This is a genomic window from Flavobacterium plurextorum (assembly GCF_024638035.1).
GTDB classification, from domain to species: domain Bacteria; phylum Bacteroidota; class Bacteroidia; order Flavobacteriales; family Flavobacteriaceae; genus Flavobacterium; species Flavobacterium plurextorum.
In genome coordinates this window covers 1,313,189-1,338,224 of sequence record NZ_CP100442.1, presented here as the reverse complement: position 1 = coordinate 1,338,224, position 25,036 = coordinate 1,313,189, and the positions used below count along the sequence as shown (strand labels likewise).

General features: G+C 34.2%; 22 protein-coding genes. 9 read left to right on the top strand and 13 right to left on the bottom strand.

Going from position 1 to position 25,036, the window contains the following annotated elements; translation table 11 throughout:
- The first annotated feature begins 10 nt into the window (after positions 1-10).
- Complete coding sequence (locus tag NLG42_RS06220) at positions 11-1,003, top strand: Gfo/Idh/MocA family protein (RefSeq protein WP_089059505.1); 993 nt, start codon at positions 11-13, stop codon at positions 1,001-1,003.
- Between the two features lie 228 nt (positions 1,004-1,231).
- Here NLG42_RS06220 and NLG42_RS06215 read toward each other — a convergent pair whose 3' ends face one another.
- The 3 genes from NLG42_RS06215 to NLG42_RS06205 all read right to left on the bottom strand — a co-directional run bounded on the left by NLG42_RS06215 (position 1,232) and on the right by NLG42_RS06205 (position 7,466).
- Positions 1,232-2,170 carry an outer membrane beta-barrel protein gene (locus NLG42_RS06215; protein WP_089059506.1) on the bottom strand — a complete coding sequence of 313 codons (939 nt, stop codon included), beginning with the start codon at positions 2,168-2,170 and terminating at the stop codon, positions 1,232-1,234.
- A 177-nt stretch (positions 2,171-2,347) separates the two neighbouring features.
- Positions 2,348-6,880 carry a DNA polymerase III subunit alpha gene (gene dnaE / locus NLG42_RS06210; protein WP_257683275.1) on the bottom strand — a complete coding sequence of 1,511 codons (4,533 nt, stop codon included), beginning with the start codon at positions 6,878-6,880 and terminating at the stop codon, positions 2,348-2,350.
- 166 nt (positions 6,881-7,046) lie between these two features.
- Positions 7,047-7,466, bottom strand: a complete 420-nt coding sequence (locus NLG42_RS06205) for a YkgB family protein (RefSeq protein ID WP_257683274.1) — start codon at positions 7,464-7,466, stop codon at positions 7,047-7,049.
- Between the two features lie 604 nt (positions 7,467-8,070).
- Between NLG42_RS06205 and leuC the strand changes: the two genes are divergently transcribed.
- From leuC to leuB, 5 genes are all read left to right on the top strand, one after another.
- Complete coding sequence (gene leuC / locus NLG42_RS06200) at positions 8,071-9,465, top strand: 3-isopropylmalate dehydratase large subunit (RefSeq protein ID WP_089059508.1); 1,395 nt, start codon at positions 8,071-8,073, stop codon at positions 9,463-9,465.
- A 170-nt stretch (positions 9,466-9,635) separates the two neighbouring features.
- Positions 9,636-10,232 carry a 3-isopropylmalate dehydratase small subunit gene (gene leuD, locus NLG42_RS06195; RefSeq protein WP_089059509.1) on the top strand — a complete coding sequence of 199 codons (597 nt, stop codon included), beginning with the start codon at positions 9,636-9,638 and terminating at the stop codon, positions 10,230-10,232.
- Between the two features lie 120 nt (positions 10,233-10,352).
- The gene (locus NLG42_RS06190; RefSeq protein WP_257683273.1) at positions 10,353-11,141 is read left to right on the top strand and encodes a methyltransferase domain-containing protein; all 789 of its coding nucleotides are present in this window, start codon (positions 10,353-10,355) and stop codon (positions 11,139-11,141) included.
- A gap of 50 nt (positions 11,142-11,191) precedes the next feature.
- A complete protein-coding gene (locus tag NLG42_RS06185) occupies positions 11,192-12,712 on the top strand; it encodes an alpha-isopropylmalate synthase regulatory domain-containing protein (RefSeq protein WP_089059511.1) in 1,521 nt (506 codons plus the stop codon).
- 119 nt (positions 12,713-12,831) lie between these two features.
- Positions 12,832-13,887 carry a 3-isopropylmalate dehydrogenase gene (gene leuB / locus NLG42_RS06180; RefSeq protein ID WP_257683272.1) on the top strand — a complete coding sequence of 352 codons (1,056 nt, stop codon included), beginning with the start codon at positions 12,832-12,834 and terminating at the stop codon, positions 13,885-13,887.
- A gap of 137 nt (positions 13,888-14,024) precedes the next feature.
- Here leuB and NLG42_RS06175 read toward each other — a convergent pair whose 3' ends face one another.
- On the bottom strand, positions 14,025-14,375 hold the full coding sequence (locus NLG42_RS06175; RefSeq protein WP_089053747.1) for an RNA recognition motif domain-containing protein: 351 nt from the start codon (positions 14,373-14,375) through the stop codon (positions 14,025-14,027).
- 126 nt (positions 14,376-14,501) lie between these two features.
- Positions 14,502-14,993, bottom strand: a complete 492-nt coding sequence (locus NLG42_RS06170; RefSeq protein ID WP_089059570.1) for a DUF6252 domain-containing protein — start codon at positions 14,991-14,993, stop codon at positions 14,502-14,504.
- A gap of 198 nt (positions 14,994-15,191) precedes the next feature.
- Between NLG42_RS06170 and NLG42_RS06165 the strand changes: the two genes are divergently transcribed.
- From NLG42_RS06165 to NLG42_RS06155, 3 genes are all read left to right on the top strand, one after another.
- A complete protein-coding gene (locus NLG42_RS06165; RefSeq protein ID WP_089053745.1) occupies positions 15,192-15,755 on the top strand; it encodes a 30S ribosomal protein S16 in 564 nt (187 codons plus the stop codon).
- Positions 15,756-15,770: 15 nt separating this feature from the next.
- Positions 15,771-16,295 (top strand): ribosome maturation factor RimM, encoded by a 525-nt coding sequence (rimM, locus tag NLG42_RS06160; RefSeq protein ID WP_099717721.1) that lies wholly within the window; start codon positions 15,771-15,773, stop codon positions 16,293-16,295.
- A gap of 72 nt (positions 16,296-16,367) precedes the next feature.
- Positions 16,368-17,075: a tRNA1(Val) (adenine(37)-N6)-methyltransferase gene (locus NLG42_RS06155; RefSeq protein ID WP_089059514.1), complete on the top strand. Its 708-nt coding sequence runs from the start codon at positions 16,368-16,370 to the stop codon at positions 17,073-17,075.
- 9 nt (positions 17,076-17,084) lie between these two features.
- Here NLG42_RS06155 and NLG42_RS06150 read toward each other — a convergent pair whose 3' ends face one another.
- The 8 genes from NLG42_RS06150 to NLG42_RS06115 all read right to left on the bottom strand — a co-directional run bounded on the left by NLG42_RS06150 (position 17,085) and on the right by NLG42_RS06115 (position 24,969).
- Positions 17,085-18,338, bottom strand: a complete 1,254-nt coding sequence (locus tag NLG42_RS06150) for a carboxypeptidase-like regulatory domain-containing protein (RefSeq protein ID WP_257683271.1) — start codon at positions 18,336-18,338, stop codon at positions 17,085-17,087.
- Positions 18,339-19,988 (bottom strand): S41 family peptidase, encoded by a 1,650-nt coding sequence (locus tag NLG42_RS06145; protein WP_257683270.1) that lies wholly within the window; start codon positions 19,986-19,988, stop codon positions 18,339-18,341. It abuts the gene before it with no gap.
- 44 nt (positions 19,989-20,032) lie between these two features.
- Positions 20,033-21,328, bottom strand: coding sequence for an HlyD family secretion protein (locus NLG42_RS06140; protein WP_099717724.1), 1,296 nt, complete (start codon positions 21,326-21,328; stop codon positions 20,033-20,035).
- A 2-nt stretch (positions 21,329-21,330) separates the two neighbouring features.
- Positions 21,331-23,523, bottom strand: a complete 2,193-nt coding sequence (locus tag NLG42_RS06135) for a peptidase domain-containing ABC transporter (protein ID WP_257683269.1) — start codon at positions 23,521-23,523, stop codon at positions 21,331-21,333.
- Positions 23,524-23,702: 179 nt separating this feature from the next.
- Positions 23,703-23,894, bottom strand: a complete 192-nt coding sequence (locus tag NLG42_RS06130) for a hypothetical protein (protein ID WP_089059519.1) — start codon at positions 23,892-23,894, stop codon at positions 23,703-23,705.
- Positions 23,895-24,263: 369 nt separating this feature from the next.
- The gene (locus NLG42_RS06125; protein ID WP_089059520.1) at positions 24,264-24,455 is read right to left on the bottom strand and encodes a hypothetical protein; all 192 of its coding nucleotides are present in this window, start codon (positions 24,453-24,455) and stop codon (positions 24,264-24,266) included.
- A 43-nt stretch (positions 24,456-24,498) separates the two neighbouring features.
- A complete protein-coding gene (locus NLG42_RS06120) occupies positions 24,499-24,687 on the bottom strand; it encodes a hypothetical protein (RefSeq protein WP_099717726.1) in 189 nt (62 codons plus the stop codon).
- Between the two features lie 138 nt (positions 24,688-24,825).
- Positions 24,826-24,969, bottom strand: a complete 144-nt coding sequence (locus NLG42_RS06115) for a hypothetical protein (protein WP_257683268.1) — start codon at positions 24,967-24,969, stop codon at positions 24,826-24,828.
- Positions 24,970-25,036: the final 67 nt, after the last annotated feature.

Sequence of the window (25,036 nt, the reverse complement as noted above, 5' to 3'; positions counted from 1 at the left end):
ATATCCAAAGATGAAAATTATAAAATGGGGAATTATAGGCTGCGGTAATGTTACAGAAGTAAAAAGCGGACCTGCTTTTCAGAAAGCTCCAAATTCTGCTTTAGTTGCTGTTATGCGCAGAGATGCAGCGCTTGCCGAAGATTATGCCAAACGTCATAATGTGCCAAAATGGTACTCGAATGCTGCCGATTTAATAAATGATCCCGAAGTTGATGCGGTTTATATTGCTACTCCTCCATCATCTCATAAAGAATATACCATTTTATGCGCGAAAGCCGGAAAACCTGTTTATGTTGAAAAACCTATGGCTCTTACTTTTGAAGAATGTAATGAGATGATCAGTGTTTGCAAGGAACATAACGTACCCTTATTTGTTGCTTATTACAGAAGACGTTTACCTCGATTTTTAAAAATAAAAGAATTAATTGACAAGGGAAAAATTGGAACAATCAGACATGTAAACTGTGTTTTATATCATCCTTTTGAAGCACGTTATGATGATGAAATCAATCTTCCGTGGACGGTTTTACCTCATATTTCTGGCGGCGGGATTTTTGTTGATTTAGCTTGTCATACTTTAGATTTTCTAGATTATGTTTTAGGTCCGATAAAATCTGTTCGCGGACATGCGACTTCTCAGTTAAAAGCATATCCTGCAGAAGACTCTGTTTCGATGTCGTTTTTATTCGAAAATGGAATTCATGGAACGGGCTTATGGAATTTTGCTAGTTTTGAACGTTACGATAATACCGAAATTGTTGGCGATAAAGGAAAAATCTCGTTTTCGACTTTTGGAAATGATCCAATTCATATTCAATATGCGAATGGAGAAAAAGAAAGTATTGCAATCGAAAATCCGCTTCATATTCAACAGCCTCTTATAGAAACCGTAATTGCTGAGCTTTTAGGCAAAGAAGGATCTTCACCATCAAAAGGAATTTCGGCATCAAGAACGACTTGGGTTATTGATGAAGTTTTGAAAGAGTTTAGAAACTCGAAATAAGTTGCTGTCACTTTAAACGAAGACGAAGAGCAAGTATTTTTTACTTAATCTTATCATTTCGACTGAAAGAAGAAATTACACTTGGGAATCTACAGAGAAAATCGCCAATCTTTGTACAGTTTCTAGTGTGATTTCTTCTTTCAGTCGAAATGATAAAAAAGCACAAAAAAAAGAGGATACTCATAATGAATATCCTCTTTTCTAAAAAACTAAAAAACGTCTATAAAATTATAGGCTGTATTTAAGACCTAAAGTCAAACCTAAACCTGAAATTCCAACATAAGAGCTTAACTCATCCATTGGTTTGTCTTTATTAACTCCGTTTGGATTTGTAGCAACATTGTTTGAATTAACATCTAAACCTTCTCTATAATTAGTATGAACTTGAGCTGTTGTTCTAGAAGCTAAAGCATCATTACCATTCACTGTGAATTCAGTTGTTTCTTTTGTTTTACCGTGTACTGTAAAGTTACGGTACTCTAGTTCTGCAAAAGCAGAAAGATGTGAAGTAAGTTTATAAGTTGTACCCACAGCAGCTGTAAATCCAATAGTTGGATTTGGTTTTACTTTGTCAACGCTATGAACATTTCCAAAAACTGGAGCACCAGTACCAGGATTAACACCAACTGGAGCAACAGCATCAGTTTTAATTTCTAAATCACCATGAATTGGAACCAAAACTCCAACTTTTGTATAAGGCTCAAATCCTTTAGATTCTCCTAAAAACATAACAATTGCTGGTGCTACATCAAAAGCTGTAATTTGACCAACAGATTTAAAATTATAAATTCCCGTGGTTGCAGATGTAGGGATATATGGCTGATCTGAGGTTGTTTGAGCCATAGTTTTATCATTACTTGTATAATAATTAACCCCTAACTCAACTCCAATACGTGTTGAAAAACGGTATCCAGCAGTAATACCAGTTCTAAATCCTTGACCAAAAGAACCTGTTATACTTTTTTCAGAAACTAATTTTCCTCCTACATAAGTTCTATTCATTGCATCATGCCCACTTACAGTTGGAAACTCAGTTGAAGCAGTTTGGTTGAAATATGAACCACCCAATTTGAAATACCAGGTCTCTGGTTTGTCTGCTTTTTCAGTTTGTGCAATTGTAGTCATAGAACAAACTAATAATCCTAATAAAAATAGGTTCTTTTTCATAATTCTGATTTAATTAATTTATACAAACATAGAATTTTTTAACATATCCTTATAGTTTGCATTGTTAGACTTGGAACGAAATCGTTGTAATTTTGAGCAATATTACTAAAAAACTATTATGCATGCATAATTTTAACACTAAAAAAATGCATTATCCTAAATTTTAACTGTTAAAATTTAGTTCAGCTTAAAATTTACCTGTAATTTCTCTAATTCTTGAAGAAGCTCGGTAGAAATCTTAATCTTTAATCTTCGGCTTGGCATTGTTAATTTGGTAACAACTTTTATTTCTTCAATTTCGTTTACTTCTTGAATTTTGGTTTCTTGCGCTGCATCTTCATTTTCACCTTCAAAAACAGCATCCTCACTCTCTTCAAAATCAGCAGGAGTTTCTACCTCAACAAGTCGCTTAATTTTTTCCAATTCCATAATCTCAAAAGTCACCGAATTTTCACCTTTATTTTCATTAAATAAATGACTTAATCTATGAATAAATTCAGTTTGAAGATCTTGGATATTTAGTAAAACAATCAGTTTTTTAGCAAAGGCTTCCATAATATCCTGCAATTGTCTGATTTCAACAAACTGCATTCTTGGATCTGATTTTTTACCAGTATCATGGTTTACCCAGCCATCTTTTATTAGTATTTTTATAAAAGCAAAATTATTCTGTATCAGGAAATGTCGGAATTTAAGATACTCTTCTCCAAAAATCTTAAACTCATAACTTTCATCATAACCTTCTAAGTTAAAAACTGCCCAGCCTTTTCCGTTTTTTGCCACACGGTGCTGCACGTTATTAATGATTCCGGCAAAGTTTAGATTTTTACCCACATATTCATTCATACTTTTCAATGATTCTAGTCGAGAATTGCAGAAATACTTCATCTCAAATCTAAAATCATCAAGCGGATGTCCAGAAATATAAATCCCGACAACTTCTTTTTCTTTGGCCAATTTCTCCATCGTACTCCAATCTTCACATGCAGGAATAATTGGCTCTGCAATCTGCACTTCGCTTGCTTCTCCAAACAAACTTACTTGTGATGAATTTTCATTTTCCTGAAACTTTGATCCATACCGAATTGCTTTTTCGTAAAATGTAATTCCGTCGCCATCATCATGAAAATATTGTGCTCTGGTTGTTCCTTCAAAAGAGTCGAAACCACCAGCAAGTACTAAGTTTTCAATCGCTTTTTTATTGGCTGCACGCAAATCAATTCGCTGCGCCAAATCAAAAATCGATTTATATCTTCCGTCTTTTCTGTTTTCTACAATCGTTTCAACCGCTCCAGAACCAACTCCTTTGATCGCTCCCATTCCAAAACGAACTGCATAATCATCGTTTACCGTAAATTTATAATACGATTCATTTACGTCTGGTCCAAGAACTTGTAATCCCATACGTTTACATTCTTCCATAAAGAAAGAAACCTGTTTAATATCGTTCATATTATTCGAAAGTACCGCCGCCATATATTCGGCAGGATAATGTGCTTTTAAAAATGCGGTTTGATACGCAATCCAAGCATAACAAGTCGAGTGCGATTTGTTGAAGGCGTAACTTGCAAAGGCTTCCCAGTCTTTCCAGATTTTCTCCAAAATTTTGGCATCGTGACCTTTTGCCGCAGCTTGTTCAACGAATTTTGGCTTCATTTTATCTAGTACTTCAATTTGCTTTTTACCCATTGCCTTACGCAAGACATCGGCATCACCTTTTGAAAATCCAGCTAAAGATTGAGACAAAAGCATTACCTGCTCTTGGTAAACAGTAATTCCGTAGGTTTCTCCTAGGTATTCTTCGCAAGCATCTAAATCGTATTTGATTTCTTCTTCGCCGTTTTTTCTTCGAACGAAAGACGGAATATATTCAATTGGTCCTGGACGATACAAGGCATTCATCGCAATTAAATCTCCAAAAACCGTTGGCTTCAGATCTTTCATGTATTTCTGCATTCCGGGTGACTCGTATTGGAAGATTCCAACCGTTTCACCTCTTTGGAAAAGTGCATACGTTTCTTCATCATCAATCGGAAAAGTATCAGGATCTAGATCAATTCCTGTTCTGTATTTTACTAGTTTTACGGTATCTTTTATCAGCGTAAGGGTCTTCAGACCCAAAAAGTCCATTTTTAGCAGTCCTGCACTTTCGGCAACCGAGTTATCGAACTGAGTTACATATAAATCAGAATCTTTGGCGGTCGTAACAGGCACATAATTCGTAATATCCGACGGCGTAATAATTACCCCGCAGGCGTGAATTCCTGTATTTCGCATCGACCCTTCAAGGATTTTTGCCTGCTGAATGGTTTCTCCTGCCAAATCATCTTCATTGGCAATGGCGATTAATTCCTTTACAAGTTCAAATTCATCAGCGCCTTTTAATGCTTTTTTAACATCATCCTCTGATTCAGAAAGGAAACGCGCCAGATTCCATTTTCCTGGCATCATTCCTGGAATCAGTTTGGCGATTCTATCGGCTTCGAATAAAGGTAAATCCAGTACACGAGCCGTATCACGAATTGCCGACTTGGTAGCCATTTTACCATACGTGATAATCTGTGCTACCTGTTTTTGACCGTATTTGTTGATTACATAATCCATTACACGTCCACGACCCTCGTCATCAAAATCGATATCAATATCGGGCATCGATATACGGTCAGGATTTAGAAAACGCTCAAAAAGTAAATCGTATTTAATGGGGTCAATATTCGTAATTCCGAGGCAATAGGCAACGGCAGAACCCGCTGCAGATCCACGACCTGGACCAACAGAAACGTCCATCTTTCTAGCTTCGGCAATAAAATCCTGTACAATCAAAAAGTAACCCGGATATCCTGAATTCGAAATCGTTAACAACTCGAAATCCAAACGTTCCTGAATCGATTCCGTAATTACGCCATATCTTCTTTCGGCTCCCCTCATTGTAAGATCGCGCAGATAAGCGTTTTCACCTCGAACTCCTCCGTCAGCTTCATCTTCTTCAACAACAAATTCTTGTGGAATATCAAATTTAGGAAGCAATACATCACGATAAAGTGAATATCCTTCTACTTTATCTACTATTTCCTGAATGTTTATAATCGCTTCAGGAATATCAGAAAAGAGTTTTTTCATCTCTTCTTCTGACTTATAATAATATTCCTGATTTGGAAGTCCGTAGCGATAACCACGACCACGACCAATTGGCGTTGCCTGCTTTTCACCATCTTTTACACAAAGTAAAATATCGTGGGCATTGGCATCTTCTTTATTTAAATAATAGGTATTATTGGTTGCAATCAGCTTTACATTATGCTTTTGCGAAAATTCAATCAGGGTTTTGTTTACGCGATTTTCATCTTCCTGATTATGGCGCATCAATTCCAGATAAAAATCATCACCAAATTGTTCTTTCCACCAAATTAATGCTTCTTCGGCTTGGTTTTCACCAATGTTCAGAATTTTACTCGGAATTTCTCCATATAAATTTCCAGACAAAACCATGATATCTTCCTTGTATTTTTCGACGATCGCGCGATCAATTCTAGGAACATAGTAAAATCCGTTCGTAAAAGCAATGGAAGACATTTTAGCCAAGTTGTGATATCCATTTTTATTTTTGGCTAACAATACAATTTGGTTTCCGTTGTCTTTTTTGCTTTTATCTAAATGATTTTCACAAACATTAAATTCACAGCCTACAATTGGTTTTATCTCCGTTTCGGTCGGTTCTTCTCCAGCTTCTACCAAAGCTTTATTTTTTCCAGATGCTGCTTTGTTGTGGTTCATAACGGCGCTCACAAAGTGAAATGCGCCCATCATGTTTCCGGTATCCGTCATTGCAACAGCCGGCATTCCGTTTTTGGCTGTAGCCGAAACAATATTTCCTATTCCGATCGTCGATTGAAGAACCGAAAACTGTGTATGATTGTGTAAATGCGAATATTTTGCTGCTTTAAAATCTTCTCTGTCAGAATGCGAAACTGCAGGTTCTTTACCAACAGATTCTAAAGCTTTTAGCTGCTCTCTGATTTTATCAGAAGCCGCTTTTAAATTGATGTGTTTTAATCCAATTAATGGAAACTCCTGCGGATTTCTTGCTTGAAATTCTTTGAAGTATTCCTTTGGAACATCCAGTTCTTCTTTGGTAAAAACCTCTCTTCTAATTAACTCCAAGAAACAACGAGTAGTTGCCTCAACGTCGGCAGTTGCGTTGTGCGCTTCTGCAAAAGGTTTATCAAATAAATAACTATGTAACTCTGTTAATGTTGGCAATTTGAATCTTCCTCCACGACCTCCAGGAAGCTGCAATAATGAAGCTGTAACTTCTGTACAAGTATCCAAAACAGGCATTGTACTCATTGGCGAATCTACACCCATTCTATGGAATTCAGCTCCCATAATATTAACATCGAAACCTAGATTCTGCCCAACAATAAATTTAGTTTTACTTAAAGCAATATTGAATTTCTCCAAAACTTCTGCCAGCGAAATTCCATCAGCTTCTGCTAATTCAGTCGAAATACCGTGAATACGCTCGGCATCATACGGAATATTAAATCCATCTGGTTTTACCAAATAATCCTGATGCTCAATAAGCTGTCCCATTTCGTCATGAAGCTGCCACGCAATCTGAATACAGCGAGGCCAGTTATCAGAATCAGTTATTGGAGCATCCCAGCGTTTTGGTAATCCAGTAGTTTCGGTATCGAATATTAAATACATAAGTTTAAAAAAGGCAAAATTAAAGTTCCAAAATCCAAATTTCACAACACATAAAACACTGATTTAATGCGACATACAAAATAGTAAAATATAAAATAGAGGAAATTCAAATTTAGTCTTTTTTTAAACAATTCAACTAGTGAATTTGTTAAGAAAAGCACTTATTTTATTCGTTCCCTTTTACACAAACCATTAACGAAATTGCCAAATACGGAATATCTTTTAAAATAAAAAAATCAGTTACAGGAAAGCCTTCTACACTTTTAAAAACACCCGGAGTTGTAATTAAAAAACTCAATGTTGTAATAAATATAATGGCAGAAGCACAGCCGGCATAAAGACCGATTCTCTTAACAAATAAAGAAGCAAGCAATCCTAACCCAGTAAGAACTTCAAAAATTCCGATGAAATTTGAAACCTGCTCCACTGACATAACTTTATACATCCAGCTCATTGCAAAATGATTCTCGACTAAGCCTTTTATTGCTTCGGCTTCGACAACAGTGAATTTGAAAAGACCTACCCAGATTAAAATAATTACGGTTCCTAAAACTCCCAATGTGTAAGCAAATTGATTTAAATTCATGACATATTTAATTAAAATTAGAAGCTTCAATATTAGAAGTTCTTTTTAAAAGTAATTGTCAGCTAGTTGTCACAATCGATCAATTTTACCAATTATGATATTTTAGTTTTCATTTAATTTCATTCTAAAAAACAAAAAAATACACTTCTTGGATGTCGTATTATTTTATCTAAAAAAAGACATGGAAAACGTTTCTAAAATCTAATCCTAAATGGTTCTAAAAGTGTTTAATCATGTGATTTCGAAATCAAAAAAAAGAAACCAAAACTACTAATTATTACTATTTTTACTCAATTTGTTACATATTTTTAATCAAAAACCTCTTTTTTACAGCGATTTTGAAATAAATTTGCAAACTATCAAAACAAAAAACAATTCAGCACGATTTAAGCAAAAAAAGAAAAACAAAATCAATTCCTTACACATTTTTAGATAAAAATTGAGCACAAAAAAAGCCGTTTCGCAATTTGTATTTTAGTTTGGGTATCGTATATAATGAAATATTGAAATTGACGCACTTGTATCTTTTTTTACTTTTGTTTTGCTATTATAATGAACAGGAAAATGCTGTAGTTATAGAAATTACATTTAAAAAAAATAAAAAATGAGTAAGACATTATTTGACAAAGTATGGGATTCACATGTAGTGCGTAAAATTGAAGATGGACCAGATGTGTTTTTTATTGACCGCCATTTCATTCATGAAGTTACGAGTCCTGTTGCTTTTTTAGGATTAAAATCAAGAGGCGTTAACGTTTTATACCCACAACGTACTTTTGCAACTGCAGATCACAATACACCAACCATAAACCAACATTTACCAGTTCAGGATCCTTTATCTGCAAACCAGCTTCAAGCTCTTGAAGATAATGCTACAGAATACGGAATTTCACACTGGGGATTAGGTCACCAAAAAAATGGAATTGTACACGTAGTTGGTCCTGAAAACGGAATTACTTTGCCAGGCGCTACTATTGTTTGCGGTGATTCGCATACTTCTACTCACGGTGCTTTTGGAGCAATTGCTTTTGGTATTGGAACTTCGGAGGTTGAGATGGTGCTTTCTACACAATGTATTATGCAGCCAAAACCAAAGAAAATGCGTATTAACGTAAATGGTCAATTAAGCAAAGGTGTTGGTCCAAAAGATGTTGCCCTTTATATTATTGCTCAGTTAACTACTTCTGGAGGTACAGGATATTTTGTTGAATATGCTGGTGATGTTTTTGAAAACATGACTATGGAAGGTCGTATGACAGTTTGTAATTTAAGTATCGAAATGGGTGCTCGTGGAGGAATGATCGCTCCTGACCAAACGACTTTCGATTTCCTTGAAGGAAGACTTTACGCTCCAAAAGGCGAAGCTTGGACTAAAGCTGTTGAATACTGGAAAACTTTAAAAACAGATGCTGATGCAGTTTTTGATGCTGAATTAAACATCAAGGCTTCAGACATTGAACCAATGATTACTTATGGTACTAATCCTGGAATGGGAATTGGTATCTCAAAACATATTCCAAGTGCAAAAGAAGTTGAAGGCGGTGAGGAAACTTACAAAAAATCTTTAGCTTATATGGGCTTCCACGAAGATGATGTGATGATTGGAAAACCAATTGATTATGTTTTCTTAGGAAGTTGTACAAACGGACGTATTGAAGATTTTAGAGCTTTCGCTGAAATTGTAAAAGGAAGAAAAAAAGCAGATAATGTTACCGCTTGGTTAGTTCCAGGTTCTCACGTTGTTGAAGCTCAGATTAAAGAAGAAGGTATTTTAGACATTCTAACTGAAGCTGGTTTCGTATTACGTCAGCCGGGTTGTTCTGCTTGTTTAGCAATGAACGATGATAAAGTTCCTGCCGGAAAATATGCAGTAAGTACTTCAAACAGAAACTTTGAAGGTCGTCAAGGTCCTGGATCAAGAACACTATTAGCAAGTCCGATTATGGCCGCTGCTGCTGCTGTTACAGGAAAACTAACAGATCCGAGAGAGCTTTTTTAAAGATTTAGGAATGAAGATTAACGATTTTTGATTTCAGATTTCGATACACTTCATTAAAAAATCTTCTAAAATTTCAATTTACATTTTACAAAAAACATTAACGATTACAATTTTAAGATACAACAACAAATCTAAAATCAGAAATCGTTAATCTAAAATCAAAAAACAAAATGGCATACGATAAATTTAATATACTTACCAGCAGTGCAGTGCCGCTGCCAATTGAGAACGTAGATACAGATCAAATTATCCCGGCTCGTTTCTTAAAAGCTACAAAACGCGAAGGTTTTGGAGACAACCTTTTTAGAGACTGGAGATACAACGGAGACGATACTCCAAAAGCTGATTTCGTTTTAAACAATTCTACTTATTCAGGAAAAATCCTTGTTGGAGGAAAAAACTTTGGTTCAGGATCTTCAAGAGAACATGCTGCTTGGGCAGTTTACGATTACGGTTTTAGAGCTGTAGTTTCTAGTTTCTTTGCAGATATCTTTAAAGGAAACTGTTTGAATATTGGAGTTCTGCCAGTTCAGGTGAGTCCGGAATTTGCAGATACGATCTTTAAAGCAATCGAAGCGGATCCAAATACGCAACTAGAAATCAACTTGCCAAACCAAACAATTACTCTATTGTCAACAGGCGAGCAAGAATCTTTCGCTATTAACGGCTACAAAAAGAACAACATGATTAATGGTTTTGACGACATTGATTATTTACAAAATATTAAAGAAGATATTGTGGCTTTCGCCGATAAGCTTCCGTATTAATAAAATCTCGTTCGATCTATTAGACCCGACAGGTTTTTGAAACCTGTCGGGTCTTTCTAAATTAAATTGACCGAAGCTATGTTTTAGAAAATAAGTTTTAAAAAACAATCCCATTTGTAGATGAAAGGCAATAAACATATTGAAAGAGATGAAAATGCAGCAAAAACATTCGACAATAGAAGTTTAGCAAAAGACTATAAAAATCTGATTCAGATTTTAAAACCAGGAATGACCATTTTAGATATTGGCTGCGGAACTGGTTCTATTTCAAAAGACATTGCAAATAACATTGGCCCTACCGGAAAAGTTATTGGAATTGACAATACAGCTAGTTTTATAAAAAGCGGACAGGAATCTTATCAATCGGTTTCTAATTTAGAATTAATTCCTCTTGATTTATTTGAATATAATCCTGATTTAAAATTTGATTTAATTGTTTCTGCCAGAACATTACAATGGCTAAGCAATCCGAAAGAAGCTTTAATAAAAATGAAATCGTTACTGAAGCCAAATGGACAAATATCAATTTTAGATTACGATCATACCAATTTAGTATGGAATCCGCTGCCACCAGAAAGCATGCAAGAGTTTTACAAAACTTTTTTAAAATGGAGACAAGACGCCGGAATGAATAATAAAATTGCTGAAGACTTACCAGAATTACTAAAAGATGCAGGCTTTCATTCTATTGAGAAAATAAATTCTGATGAAGTTTATAAACGGGAAGATTTAGATTTTAAATCAAAAATAGGAATTTGGTCAAAAGTAGCCAGCTCAACACAAATGGTTAAAGAAGGTTATCTAGAAAATGATTTGAGATTAAAAGCCATTGAAGAATATGATAATTGGATTGAAAACTCAGCATTTTCAATGACAATGAAGTTAAATGAAGTAAGAGGGAAAGTATAACAACAACACTACTAAAAATTTCACTTTTAAAAAGAAATTTAGAAAAGGACATGGAAAAAAGAAAAATTGAAATAATGGATACGACGCTCCGTGATGGTGAACAAACCTCAGGAGTCTCTTTTTCTGCTGCAGAAAAACTAACCATTGCACAATTGTTGTTGGAGGAATTAAATATTGATAGAATCGAAATTGCCTCGGCACGCGTAAGCGAAGGAGAATTTCAGGCTGTAAAAGGCATTACTTCTTGGGCTGAAGAAAGAGGATATATTAACAGAATTGAAGTACTGTCGTTTGTTGACGGAGGCGTTTCAATTGAATGGATGAAAAAAGCCGGTGCCAAAGTGCAAAATTTGTTGACCAAAGGCTCAATGAATCACTTAACACATCAATTAAAGAAAACTCCGGAACAGCATTTTTCTGAAATTGCTCAAATCATTGCTTTAGCAAAAGAAAACAATATTGAAACCAATGTTTACTTGGAAGATTGGAGCAACGGAATGCGAAATTCACCAGAATACGTTTTTCAATTTCTGGATTTCTTGTCAACTCAGCCAATAAAAAGAATCTTACTTCCTGATACTTTAGGCGTTTTAATTCCATCTTTAGCATTTGAATTTATTTCAAAAATCAGAGTTAAATATCCGCAGATTCATTTTGATTTTCATGCGCACAACGATTACGATTTAAGTGTTGCCAATGTCATGGAAGCTATAAAAGCAGGCATAAACGGACTTCACGTTACGGTAAACGGGATGGGAGAACGAGCTGGAAATGCACCGCTTGAAAGTACGGTTGCCGTAATCAATGATTATCTGCCAGAAGTAAGCATTAACATCAAAGAAACATCTTTATATACCGTTAGCAAACTGGTTGAAACTTTTACCGGATATAGAATTCCGGCAAATAAACCAATTGTAGGTGACAATGTTTTTACACAAACCGCAGGAATTCACGCTGATGGTGACAATAAAAACAATCTATATTTTAATGACTTACTTCCAGAACGTTTTGGAAGAAAAAGAAAATACGCTTTAGGAAAAACTTCTGGAAAAGCCAATATCGAAAAAAATCTTCAAGAATTAGGTTTAAAACTAAATCAGGCAGATTTGAAATTGGTTACCCAAAGAATTATTGAACTTGGCGATAAAAAAGAAACCGTAACCAAAGAGGATCTTCCATACATTATTTCGGATGTTTTGGACAGTCATACTTACGAAGAAAAAATAAAAATTGAGTCCTATATATTAGTACACTCAAAAGGAATGCGTCCGTCTACGACTTTATGCTTAAAATTTGGCGACGAAATCATCGAAGAAAACGCACAAGGAGATGGTCAGTTTGATGCTTTTATGAATGCTTTGTCTAAGATTTACAAAAGTAAAAAACTAACGCTTCCAAAATTAATAGATTATGCAGTAAGAATCCCGCCGGGAAGCAGCTCTGACGCGTTGTGCGAAACCATCATCACATGGGTCAACAACGGAAAAGAATTTAAAACCCGCGGATTAGATTCTGATCAAACTGTTGCAGCTATTATAGCAACGCAAAAAATGCTGAATGTAATTGCTTAATAGAGGTACAAAGGTTCAAAGTTAAAGTGCAACAAAGGTTTTAATCTTTGTCATTTGAAACCTTTGAACCTTTGAGCCTTTCTCACTATGAACCTTAAAAAATAATAAATACTTATAAAATGAAATTTAACATAGCCCTTTTAGCCGGAGACGGAATCGGACCAGAAGTAATAAATGAAGCTGTAAAAGTATCTGATGCTATTGCACAAAAATTTGGCCATGAAATTACTTGGAAACCAGCTTTAACTGGTGCTGCAGCAATTGATGCTGTAGGCGAACCTTATCCAGATTCAACTCACGAAGTTTGTAAAAATGCTGATGCCGTTCTTTTTGGAGCGATTGGCCACCCTAAATATGATAACGATCCTTCTGCTCCAGTACGACCAGAGCAAGGTTTACTAAAAATGCGTAAAGCATTAGGTTTGTTCGCAAACGTAAGACCTACTTTTACGTTCCCTTCATTATTAGACAAATCTCCATTAAAAAGAGAAAGAATCGAAGGAACCGACTTAGTTTTCTTAAGAGAATTAACTGGCGGAATTTACTTTGGAGAAAAAGGAAGAAAAGACAACGGAGATACTGCTTACGACAATTGTGTTTACACAAGAGCGGAAGTACAGCGTTTAGCCAAAAAAGGCTTCGAATTAGCGATGACAAGAAGCAAAAAATTATGCTGCGTTGACAAAGCAAACGTTTTAGAAACTTCACGCTTATGGAGAGAAACAGTTCAGGCAATGGAAAAAGATTATCCAGAAGTTGAAGTTAGCTACGAATTTGTTGATGCTGTAGCAATGCGTTTGGTTCAATGGCCAAACTCTTATGATGTATTAATTACAGAAAACTTATTTGGAGACATCTTAACAGACGAAGCTTCTGTAATTTCAGGCTCAATGGGATTAATGCCTTCTGCTTCTATGGGAGCTGAAGTATCTTTGTTTGAACCAATTCACGGTTCTTATCCGCAAGCAACAGGATTGAACATCGCTAACCCAATAGCTACAATTTTATCTGCTGCTATGATGTTCGAAAACTTCGGATTGATGGAAGAAGGAAAAGCAATGAGAGACGCTGTGAACAAGGCTTTAGAAGCAGGAATAGTTACTGAAGATTTAGCTGATGGAGGCAAAGCATATGGCACTAAAGAAGTTGGTGACTGGTTAGCTGCTAATGTATAAATATGTTTATCGTAGAGGCGCACTGCAGTGCGTCTCCTCGATATATTAGACGCACTGCAGTGCGCTTACAGAAAAATTACAACATAAAAAAAGGGATCAACTTTCGTTGATCCCTTTTATATATTTAGAAAAAAATATTAATATCCTCCTCTGTTACCACCACGGTCGTTTCCACCACGGTTGTTTCCGTAACCTCCGCGAGAATCACCTCCACGGTTGTTATTGAAGCTTCTTCTTTCACCTTCAGGTTTTGGTTCAGATTTATTTACAACAATTGTACGACCTTGAACAGTAGCTCCGTTCAACTCATCAATTGCTTTTTGAGCTTCAGCATCGTTTGGCATCTCTACGAAACCAAAACCTTTGCTTCTTCCAGTAAATTTATCAGTGATAATTTTAACTGAATCTACTGCTCCATAAGCCTCGAAAGACTCTCTTAAATCTGCTTCCTCAATACTGAATGGAAGGCTTCCAACAAAAATGTTCATATGTACTTATTTATAATAATGTAGCAAATGTAGTCTTATTTTTCTGTAATCTACTATATATTAGTTTATTTATGTTTTTATTTTGATTTTGATAATCACCTTATAGAATCTGTGCCTGACAAAAATCTACAAATGATTTTCTGTGGTACTCACTTCAATCGGCACTTTATAAAAGACTCCTTCTTTAAAGTTAATCTTGGGTTTTTCAATATTACTTTCGTCATCATTTTCTGCAGTAAATTTAAACGTTCCAGAAATTGTATGATTTACATTATCATAATCAGTAATAACAATCTGTCCGCTGCCTTTATCTGTACCTGTTGAAAATGCAGACACATCTGTCGACAGTTTATTTTCGTATAATGCCTTAGAAAACTCGTCATTACCCAGAGTAAAAGTCTGCTTGGCAGTCGAAGCCATTTGCAAAGTAACTTTTTCATACCCTAAAGAACCTTCTACCACTATGCTGCCGTTTTCTCCTAAATGTGCTTTATAACTTTGAGCTCTCCAAAAAACATTTTCTTTTAAGGCTTGAAAAGCAGGATTATTGAACTTTACATCATCTGTACAAGATGCGACAATAAAAAAAAGCGATAAAAAATAAAAATATCTTTTCATATCTAAGTCAATTTGAGGCAAAAATACCGCATTAAGAGATAATTGCCTCAATAATACTATCAAAAAAGGCAAAAAAACAATAAAATTGGATCCAAAATGCATTTAATACTTTTTGAAACGTATTATTGCTAAAAAAATTATATCTTTGCGCCCTTAATTAATAGAGGTCGAGTACCTCAAAATTTAATCAATAAGATTATGTCAGTAAAAATTAGATTACAAAGACACGGTAAAAAAGGAAAACCTTTTTACTGGGTTGTAGCTGCAGATGCACGCTCAAAAAGAGATGGTAAATACTTAGAGAAAATCGGTACTTACAATCCAAACACTAACCCAGCAACTATCGACTTAAACCTTGATAGTGCAGTTAAATGGTTACACAATGGTGCTCAACCAACTGATACTGCTAGAGCAATTCTTTCTTACAAAGGTGCTTTATTGAAACACCACCTTGATGGAGGTATTCGTAAAGGTGCTTTAACTCAAGAACAAGCTGATGCTAAATTAGCTGCTTGGTTAGAGGCTAAAGCTGGAAAAGTTGATGCTAAAAAAGATGGTTTAACAAAAGCTCAAGCTGATGTTAAAGCTAAAGCTTTGAAAGCTGAAAAAGAAGTTAACGCTAAACGTTTAGCTGCTGCGGCTCAGGCTGAAGCTGATGCTATCGCTGCTGCAACTCCTGCAGTTGAAGAAGTTGCTGAAGTAGAAGCATCTACTGAAGAAGCTCCTGCTGCTGAAGAGAATAACGAAACAACTGAAGCATAATTTTAGCTAGCGATAATGCGTAAAGAAGAATGTTTTTATTTAGGTAAAATCGCTAAAAAATTTAGTTTCAAAGGTGAAGTCTTGGCTTATTTAGACACAGACGAACCTGAGTTATACGAAAATCTGGAATCAGTGTTTGTTGAATGCAACAAACACTTGGTTCCTTTTTTTATTGAAACAAGTTCTTTACACAAAAACGACTTTCTTAGAATTCGTTTTGAAGATGTAAATACCGAGGAAGATGCAGATGCTTTAATTGGCAATCCTATTTATCTTCCTTTAACAATGCTGCCTAAACTTTCTGGCAACAAATTCTATTTTCACGAAGTTATTGGTTTCGAAATCGAAGACCAGCGCTTAGGTGTATTTGGAAAAATAGCAGCTGTAAACGACACTACTGCACAACCACTTTTTGAAGTTTTAAATGGCGAAGTCGAAATGCTGATTCCAATGATCGATCAATTCCTTGTAAAAATTGACCGCGAAAACAAAAAAGTGATCATGAACTTACCTGAAGGTTTAGTTGAAATGTACCTTTAAAAAAGCGTTCAGTTTTGAGTGTTCAGTTTTCATCTGAAATCAAAAATCATTAATATACAATCCTTAACCAAGATGTTTTCATTCAAGCAATTCTCTGTTCAACAAGATAAAACCGCAATGAAAGTAGGCACTGACGGCGTTTTGTTAGGCTCTTGGGCTCCAATAAATCATAATCCTTTTAGCATTTTAGACATTGGCGCAGGAACTGGAATTATTGCATTGATGCTTGCACAACGAACAAATGCGGAACAAATTGATGCACTTGAAATTGATGAAGACGCATATGAACAAGCGGTAGAAAATTTCGAAAACTCTCCTTGGGGCGATCGTTTATTTTGCTTTCATGCTGGTTTAGATGAATTTATAGAAGAACCGGAAGACGAATATGACTTAATTGTTTCCAATCCGCCTTTTTATGCTGAAGATTACAAAACAGAGAATGAACAACGTGATTTAGCACGTTTTCAAGACGCAATGCCTTTTGAAGAAATTGTTGAAGCAGCTGATTTACTTTTATCCGAAAATGGAATTTTAGCTTTAATTCTTCCCTTTAAAGAAGAAGAAAAATTTATCCGATTAGCAAAAGAATCAGAATTATATCCGATAAAAATAACGCGTGTAAAAGGAACTCCAAAATCTGAAATCAAACGCAGTCTATTAGCTTTTAGCCGAAATGAAACGTCAGAAATCGAAATCAATGAATTAACAATTGAAATCGATCGTCACGTTTATACTCCAGAATATATTGAGCTTACAAAGGATTTTTATCTGAAAATGTAAATCTTAAAATTAAATCTTTTTATTCTCGATTATAAAATTATTATTATTCCAATATTCCAGATCTTCAACAAATTTCGCATCTAATTTCAGTCGATCAATTGGACGTTTTATAGCCGATACATTTTCTGTAATAATATCTTCTGACATTAAATCATAATTTGAATAGACAGTGCTTATTTGCTTTTTACTTGATTGTGAAAAATAATTGCTTTCTACTTTTTCATTACAATAATTAATAAAATAGCGTCCGTTGACATTTTTGTAGGTTTGGGTAATCTTCAGCGACGATTCTATTGTGATATCATCATTATCGTTTGATCTGTCTTTTTTTAAAACCACATATTGCTCAAATTTCACGATCGCAAAAGAATCTGTTTCGATATAAATAAACCCTATTGCGGATTGAGGTGCGGGATTTCCAAAACCAGTAGAAAAAACAGTTGGATTCAAATTTGTAAAACTAATTACATAGACCTTTTTACCACCATAAGTCGTTATCCCTTCTTTCTTTAATTCAAAGTTTTTTGTTTCATAAAGCAAATTCTGATTGCTTAACATTATGTTTCTAAAAATTATAACTCCAAAATACCCTATCCCTTTCCAATTTTCATTTGATACTGAATCTGATTTTTTTCGAAACTGCACTATTTCTCCAAAATAATTGGCCGCAGCATCATCTGAAACTTTAATTCCGTTTGGACTGAAGGTATTAATTGACGCTTCTTCGTTGATAGTAAAAACACCATCTTTATTGGTTTGAGATCTAAAAAAGAATTTCTGATTGAATGGTTTTTGATAATAATTACTTTGAATATTTTCTTTTGATTTCTTTAAAATTGCTGTTGCAGATAAGTTGTTTGATTTCTTTTTAGCAGAAACAATAATCATTTCATTTAATGAAACCTCAGCTTCTTTTTCTTTATTCAATTTGATCAGCAGTGGTTCCTTTTGCATTTTTTCAAGTGCAGCAACTTCAATTGTATCCGAATAATATCCTAAAGCCGAAATAATCAATTTATCATTAAAACTGCCTTTAGAAATATTGAATTGAAAATTTCCTTCTGAGTTGGCAACTACACTTTTATTGCAATTAAGAAGATAAAGATCTGCATTTGCAATTACAAAATCTGATTTTGAATCTTTAACAGTGCCGGAAATACTAAACGAATCATATAATTTATTCGATTTCTGCGAATACAAAACGTATTGCAGCAACAAAAACAAGATCAAAATTCCTTGTTTGATTTTTATTTTTGACTCCATTTATTTACCTGATTTTGCAAATATAATCGCTCGATCTAGAATCTCATCTCTGCCTTGCTGAATTCCTAAAATGGTTGATTTAACTTCAATATTAGGAACGATTCCTATACGCTGTGCTTCTTTTTTGTTTGGGTAAAAAACACCATAGCAAGTAAAAGATGAAGAAAATCCTTTTATTATACCAAACTTATAATTGGTGCCATCAGCTCCTCCTGTCTGACTGCCAATAACCGTTACATTTGGAGCAGTCTGCAGTGCCATCGCCGTAAACTCTCCATGACTTACTGTATTTTCATCAACTAAAACAATTACTTTTCCTTTATAATAATCTGGATTATTTTTTCCACATTTTCTAATATCTGGATTCCATACAAATCGTCCTGGAAAACCAATATCAGGATCTAAATATCTTGCAAATTCTTTCTCTTGAGGATTCAACCAATCTGAAAGAGCAAACATTACATCATGAGGTCTCTTTCTGTCATCAAAAATAATAGCATTGGTATTTTTAAGCTCTGCAATCAAATCTGGAATATTCTCAACAGCAACCGCATCAAAATTTACGTATCCAATATTCCCTTCCAAAACTTTCCATTTTTCTTGAGTGGGAAATTTAATTTTTAAATCTTTGTATTTATAACGGTTTATTGATTTAACTGCTGTTTTTCCATCGCGAATGAATTCAATTTCAAATGAAGTCGTTTTACCATTAAAAACAGCCCAATAAGCATTTTTCAAAACTGATGGCTCGTTTGATCCTTCAACATATTTTCGATTGTCATTTAAAATTGAAGCGATCGTCTTTCCATCAACTTTGGTAATTACATCTCCTATTTTTAAGTCATTAACTTTTGCAAGTGAATCATTTTTTAAACTGATAACAACTGCTTTCTGATCAATTATTTTAATATCAACCGGAATAAATTTATCTCCAAAATACTCTAACAACTGCGGCACTTGTGTTGAAGCATGTGTATCATTTAACTTTATAGAGATTTCTCTAATGGCCAATCCAAAGTCTTTCTCAGATTCTGGAGCAATAATTCTTGGCAGAAACTCACTTAATACTTTATCCCAATTTTGATCCATCTGATATTTATAGGGAAAGAAATATTCAACGTAATTCCAATATCGGAATAATATCAAAAGACGAAGATTTTTATCGGTCCATTTAAAATCTGCATATTTAATTTCGTTATTAAATTTTAAAGGCATTCCGTCACCACGACCAAAATCAACATAAAACTGCTTGTTCTGAATTCTGTTTTCCTTAACAAATTCAAGCTTTTTTGAAAGTGATTTCGAGAACAAATCACTTTTTGAAATCCAGGATAAATCGAAGTTTTTATCAAAATATTCCTTTTTCTCTGCTGCTTTTACAACTTCCTGTTTTTTAATTTCTCCCAAAGAAACAATCCAGTTTTCAAGTACTGACGAAAATGCTTCTGCTGATTGTGCTTCTTCTACTTTTGGCAAAATTTGAAATAATTGTTCATCCCAATTTTTGCTTCCATCAGCAACATTAGGATGATAATACTTTAAAAAGCCCCAGACTTTACAAATTGCGGCCAGTTTTTGAGTTTCGGTTATGGGTTTTGAATGAGAATATTGAAATATTAGAATGATAATAGTAAGTAAAATTCTTTTCATTATAAAAATTGGGGTTTGGTTAATTACGGGTTTTGGGGTTAATTTTAAACTTGTTCAAAAATACTTTTAAACTGATATAATATTCTCTCGATTAATCGAAGATCTTCTGTTACAATTTCGGCACTTCCTTTCATTTCCTGCTGAAATACGATTTGCTTTTTATAGGATGTTTCTAATCCGTTTGGCAGTTCAACATCTAGCAATATATTTCCATCTTTATCTGGCACCAAAGAAATATTGCGGATTTTACCTTTAAGAACACCAAATTCTCTATCTGGAAAATTAGCTAAACGTATATTTACTCTTTGTCCAACTTTTATCTTTCCCGAATTTAATGCCGGTGCTTTTACTTTTCCAATAAAGCCGTTTTTAGCATCTGGAATAATCGAAAAAACATTGTCTCCTGCATTTATTGTTTGATTTTCTGTCCAAACTTGTAAAAAAGTAACCGTTCCGCTGATAGACGATTTTAGTGTATAGGTCAGTTCCCAGTCCTTAATCACTTTTTTAAGCTGATAAAATGACTGCGCCATGTTTCGTCCTAAGTTTACTTCCTCTTTAGTGCTGTTAATCTGCGAATTCTGACTTGATTTTGTGTTATCAATCAAAGAGGATTTTAATTGTGAAATTGAAGCTAAAAGACTTCGATAATTCTTCTGCGCCTGCAGAAAATTCAATTTCTTTGCTTCCATTTCTTGAGCCGAAATAATTCCTTTTGCAAAAAGAACTTCAAAACGTGCAACTTCATTTTTTTGAAGCTGAAGTTCGCTTTCGTTTATCACTTTTTGCTGCTGAAGAATATCTAATCGTTCTTTTATTTGAATTTTCTCAGAAACTTGCGCTCTGTTTTCAATAGCAAATGGCTGTAAATCATGATTTAATTCCTGAGCTTGATAGTCTTTTTGAAAAACTGCGTATGCACTTTCAATTTCACCCAATTGTGTGTTTTTTAATTGTGCAAAAGGAAATTCTTTTTTAGGATCATTAATATTGTAGCTGTCCATTATGCTTTTTAGTAAAAAAACATCTTTATAATTGGCTGTGTTTTCAATTATTGCCAGCGTTGTATTCTTAGAAACGATTGTTTTATCTTTAACTAAAATGGCTTCAATCCTTCCAGAAGATTTTGATACTATTTTTTCTGGCGGAATATTGGTTGTAATTACAATTTCAGTATTTACAACATCTGGATACTTTATAAACCAGGAAACAAAAAAAAGAAGGAGTATAATTGCAAATATCAAAACCGTTCCCCATCGAATCATCCAATGCGGTACTTTGGTTAGAATATCTTGAACTTCTTCGCTTCTTAATTCGAATGTGTTATGCTCGTCTGCCATAATTAATTTCCTAACTGCAATTGATTTTTAACCAATTCAAAATAATTTCCTTTTTGCTCTACTAAAGATGTATGAGATCCTATTTCTATAATTTTTCCTTTATCCAAAACTACAATTTGGTCTGCATTCATAACTGTACTTAATCTATGCGCAATTACGACTACTGTTTTATTTTCAAAAAACAGACCTAACTTTCTCATTATTTCTTTCTCATTATTTGCATCCAAAGCTGATGTTGCTTCATCAAAAAATAAAATTTCGGGATCTTTATAAACGGCTCTTGCAATTAATAATCTTTGCTTCTGTCCGGTGCTCATTCCTACACCTTCTGCTCCAACTTTTGTGTTATAACCAAGAGGAAGTTCACTGATATATTCTTTAATATTGGCCACATCAGCCGCATAAACTAATCGTTCTTTATTAATTACATCAACTCCAAAAGCAATATTATTTGCAATGGTATCGCTAAAAATAAAGCCTTCCTGCATTACAGCACCAATATTAGAACGCCATGCTTTTTGAGAAATATTTTTCAACTGCGAATTTCCAATAGTGATCTCTCCTTTTTCGGGCTCATAAAACTTAAGCAGCAACTTCATCAAAGTAGTTTTACCGCTTCCGCTGACACCCACTATAGCGGTTATTTTATTTGGCGGAATCACAAGATTTAAATTATCCAAAACAGGAATATCAGATCCTAAATAGCGATATGAAATATTCTTGATTTCTATTGGAGCATCAAAAGGAACATCATTTGTTTGATGAGCTTCTTGCTGTGTTTCATCTTCTTTCTCATGAATTTCAGATAATCTTGCCAATGATATTTTGGCATCCTGCAGTTCTCGAACAAATTCAATAAGCTGTGTTACCGGCCCATTTAAACTTCCCACAATCGAACTGATGGCCAGCATCATACCCAATGTAATTGAACCGTCGATAACTAATTTTGCCGACAAAAAGATGATGAAGATATTTTTTAATTCGTTGATGACCGAGGAACCAATTGTTTGTGTCTGCTCCAAAACCAAACCTTTTATCGAAACTCTAAACAATCTAGCCTGCACATATTCCCAACCCCAGCGCTTTTGTTTTTCAGCATTGTGGAGTTTAATTTCCTGCATTCCGTTTATAAGTTCCATCACTTTGCTTTGCTCCTGAGAAACCTCGGCAAAACGTTTATAATCTAAAATTTCTCTTCGTTTTAAAAACAAGGTTATCCATCCAAAATAAAGAAGACTTCCAACAAAAAAAACTAAGAATATCTTTAGATTAAAATAAGCTAAAACTGCTCCCATTACAAACATATTTATAACAGAAAACAAGACATTTAATGAAGATGTGGTTAAGATTTTTTCAATTCGACGGTGGTCATTTATACGCTGCATAATATCACCCGTCATTCGAACATCAAAAAATGAAATAGGCAGATTCATTAATTTAATAAAGAAATCTGAAATAAGTGAAATATTGATACGGGTTGAAAGATGCAGTAAAATCCAACTCCGGATAAGTTCCAAACCTGTTCTTCCGGCAAATAGAAATAACTGCGCAAAAAGAATTAGATAAATAAAATGTATGTTCTGATTTTGTATTCCAATATCGACAATACTTTGCGTTAGGAATGGAAAAATAAGCTGCAGTAAAGTGCTTGCCAACAAACCTATCGACAATTGAATCAAAAATGATTTATAGCGAAGCACATATTGTGAAAGCAATCCAAACCCCAAACCTTTACCGTCTTCTTTATCAAATTCAGATTGAAAAAACTTTGGTGTGGCTTCAATCAATAAAGCGATTCCTTCTTGAGTCGAATCATCGGCGTTGTTTCCAATCCAAAATTTAAGAAAATCCTGTTTATTATATTCAATTAAACCAAAAGCGGGATCTGATATATAATAAGTATCTTTTTTAATTTTATAAAGTACTACATAATGGTTTTTATTCCAATGTAAAATACACGGAAGGGGCGCTTCTTCTAATCGTTCTGCATTTAATTTTACGCCTAAAGTTCTAAAACCAATTTTTTCAGCTGCATCACTCAAAAAAAGCAAATTGCTCCCCTCACGAGTCGTCTCGCTTGCATCGCGCAACTCCTGAATATTAATTGTTTTACCGTAATGTTTAGCTATGATCTTTAAACATGTTGGCCCGCAATCTTTAAAATCTGCTTGTTTGTAACTGGTGAATTTTTTCAACTCTACTATTTGGGTTTATTCATAACAATATTATACAAAAAATCTTAAAATATAAATCAGGTTTTAATTAAACAGCTAAACTTTTCCTTTTATAATTAATTTTCAACTAATCTATAAAAAAGCAAGAAAGCTTTGTTTAAAAACAACAAAGCTTTCTTTACTTTAAATATATTTTATGTTTAGCTGTCCAGCAGACAACTTTCCTCGATAACTGAGGCACAAGTTTCGCCATCAGCTGGACGTATAATACCTGCAAAAATACCTGTTCCTGGACAATAACAAGCCTCAACTCCAGGACCTCCGCCCATAATGTTTTTCTTTTCTTTAACACCTAAAACTTCAATACCAATTAAATCTTTTAATTTTTTCATGATTTGTTTTTTTGATTTGTTAATACTTCAATCATTTTAAGACAGTTGAAGCCTCTGTCTGTCTAACTTAAAAACATCGTAGTATTTTTATTACTATTAAATTCTGCGGCAAAAAAAAGAGAGAATTAATTCTCTCGTAAATATTCAATTTTATTAGTAATACCAACTTTCTCTAGGAGATGGCACTTGATCAGCCCTAACCAAATAAAACTAACCCAGTGACCACTTTTCCTGAGAATCCCAACACCAATCATCAATGTGGGGATATTTGCTCAATGTTCCACGATCGAGCGCCTACAAATTAAAAAAAACATGACTAAATTTTAAAAAAGGCTGTATGTATATTACTTATAAATAATTTCAAAAAAACTAGCAGCAAAGACGATTTGTATCACAGATACCCGCTTCAGTATTTATTGGACATGTCCCGCCACTTGGTATCAACACGCATCCGGCTTCAATTGCAAATACCCAGCATTCTGGAATACCTCCTTTTATCGTTTTTTGCTCATTTTTACTAATATGCTGAGCATGTTTCAGATTTAAAATTTTCTTTAACATAACTATTTAAATTTATTTTCGAATCTTTTACAATTGCGCTATCTTAATTTACGCTGGCGTAATTCAAATCTAACGAGTAATACTCGGCACAATCTTCAAAGGTCAAACCAGATCTGCTATACCATGTATCACATTTTGAAGTAGCTTCTTTAACATTTGTACCTATTATTGTTTTTTGTTCACTGGCAGTAATCTCTTGTGATCCTTCCAGATTTAGAATGTTTTTTAACATTGTTAAGAACTTTTTAAATTAAAGCTACTAGTAAAATCAAGTTGTACGGAAAAATATAATCCTTATGTTTTTATTTCTACATTTTTTTAATACTCAATCTCCAAATAAAAACATAAGGATCATTTCATCTATCTGTTTTTAGTCAGGAACTTTATTCCAACATTTCTCGTGGACATAAACTTGGTTTGGAGGGCAATTTCCCTGTCCCCCACCTTGAATTGTCTTCTTCTCTTCTGTTGTTAATTTTTTTGCTCCTTTACTAGATAAAATTTTTTCTAACATCGCTTTGTTAATTTTTGTTAAGTAAATACTTCAATCGTTTTGAGACATTTGAAGTTTATGTCTATTT

Excerpts from the sequence above, each read along its gene's own strand:
- NLG42_RS06145 (WP_257683270.1), bottom strand. The coding sequence starts at position 19,988 with ATGAAAAGAATTTTACTTACTATTATCATTCTAATATTTCAATATTCT.
- NLG42_RS06125 (WP_089059520.1), bottom strand. The coding sequence starts at position 24,455 with ATGTTAAAGAAAATTTTAAATCTGAAACATGCTCAGCATATTAGTAAA.
- NLG42_RS06220 (WP_089059505.1), top strand. The coding sequence starts at position 11 with ATGAAAATTATAAAATGGGGAATTATAGGCTGCGGTAATGTTACAGAA.
- NLG42_RS06215 (WP_089059506.1), bottom strand. The coding sequence starts at position 2,170 with ATGAAAAAGAACCTATTTTTATTAGGATTATTAGTTTGTTCTATGACT.
- NLG42_RS06175 (WP_089053747.1), bottom strand. The coding sequence starts at position 14,375 with ATGAACATTTTTGTTGGAAGCCTTCCATTCAGTATTGAGGAAGCAGAT.
- NLG42_RS06120 (WP_099717726.1), bottom strand. The coding sequence starts at position 24,687 with ATGTTAAAAAACATTCTAAATCTGGAAGGATCACAAGAGATTACTGCC.
- leuD (WP_089059509.1), top strand. The coding sequence starts at position 9,636 with ATGGCATACGATAAATTTAATATACTTACCAGCAGTGCAGTGCCGCTG.
- NLG42_RS06165 (WP_089053745.1), top strand. The coding sequence starts at position 15,192 with ATGTCAGTAAAAATTAGATTACAAAGACACGGTAAAAAAGGAAAACCT.
- NLG42_RS06130 (WP_089059519.1), bottom strand. The coding sequence starts at position 23,894 with ATGAAAAAATTAAAAGATTTAATTGGTATTGAAGTTTTAGGTGTTAAA.
- NLG42_RS06115 (WP_257683268.1), bottom strand. The coding sequence starts at position 24,969 with ATGTTAGAAAAAATTTTATCTAGTAAAGGAGCAAAAAAATTAACAACA.
- NLG42_RS06185 (WP_089059511.1), top strand. The coding sequence starts at position 11,192 with ATGGAAAAAAGAAAAATTGAAATAATGGATACGACGCTCCGTGATGGT.
- NLG42_RS06150 (WP_257683271.1), bottom strand. The coding sequence starts at position 18,338 with ATGGAGTCAAAAATAAAAATCAAACAAGGAATTTTGATCTTGTTTTTG.
- leuC (WP_089059508.1), top strand. The coding sequence starts at position 8,071 with ATGAGTAAGACATTATTTGACAAAGTATGGGATTCACATGTAGTGCGT.
- NLG42_RS06155 (WP_089059514.1), top strand. The coding sequence starts at position 16,368 with ATGTTTTCATTCAAGCAATTCTCTGTTCAACAAGATAAAACCGCAATG.
- NLG42_RS06140 (WP_099717724.1), bottom strand. The coding sequence starts at position 21,328 with ATGGCAGACGAGCATAACACATTCGAATTAAGAAGCGAAGAAGTTCAA.
- NLG42_RS06205 (WP_257683274.1), bottom strand. The coding sequence starts at position 7,466 with ATGAATTTAAATCAATTTGCTTACACATTGGGAGTTTTAGGAACCGTA.
- leuB (WP_257683272.1), top strand. The coding sequence starts at position 12,832 with ATGAAATTTAACATAGCCCTTTTAGCCGGAGACGGAATCGGACCAGAA.
- NLG42_RS06190 (WP_257683273.1), top strand. The coding sequence starts at position 10,353 with ATGAAAGGCAATAAACATATTGAAAGAGATGAAAATGCAGCAAAAACA.
- dnaE (WP_257683275.1), bottom strand. The coding sequence starts at position 6,880 with ATGTATTTAATATTCGATACCGAAACTACTGGATTACCAAAACGCTGG.
- rimM (WP_099717721.1), top strand. The coding sequence starts at position 15,771 with ATGCGTAAAGAAGAATGTTTTTATTTAGGTAAAATCGCTAAAAAATTT.
- NLG42_RS06170 (WP_089059570.1), bottom strand. The coding sequence starts at position 14,993 with ATGAAAAGATATTTTTATTTTTTATCGCTTTTTTTTATTGTCGCATCT.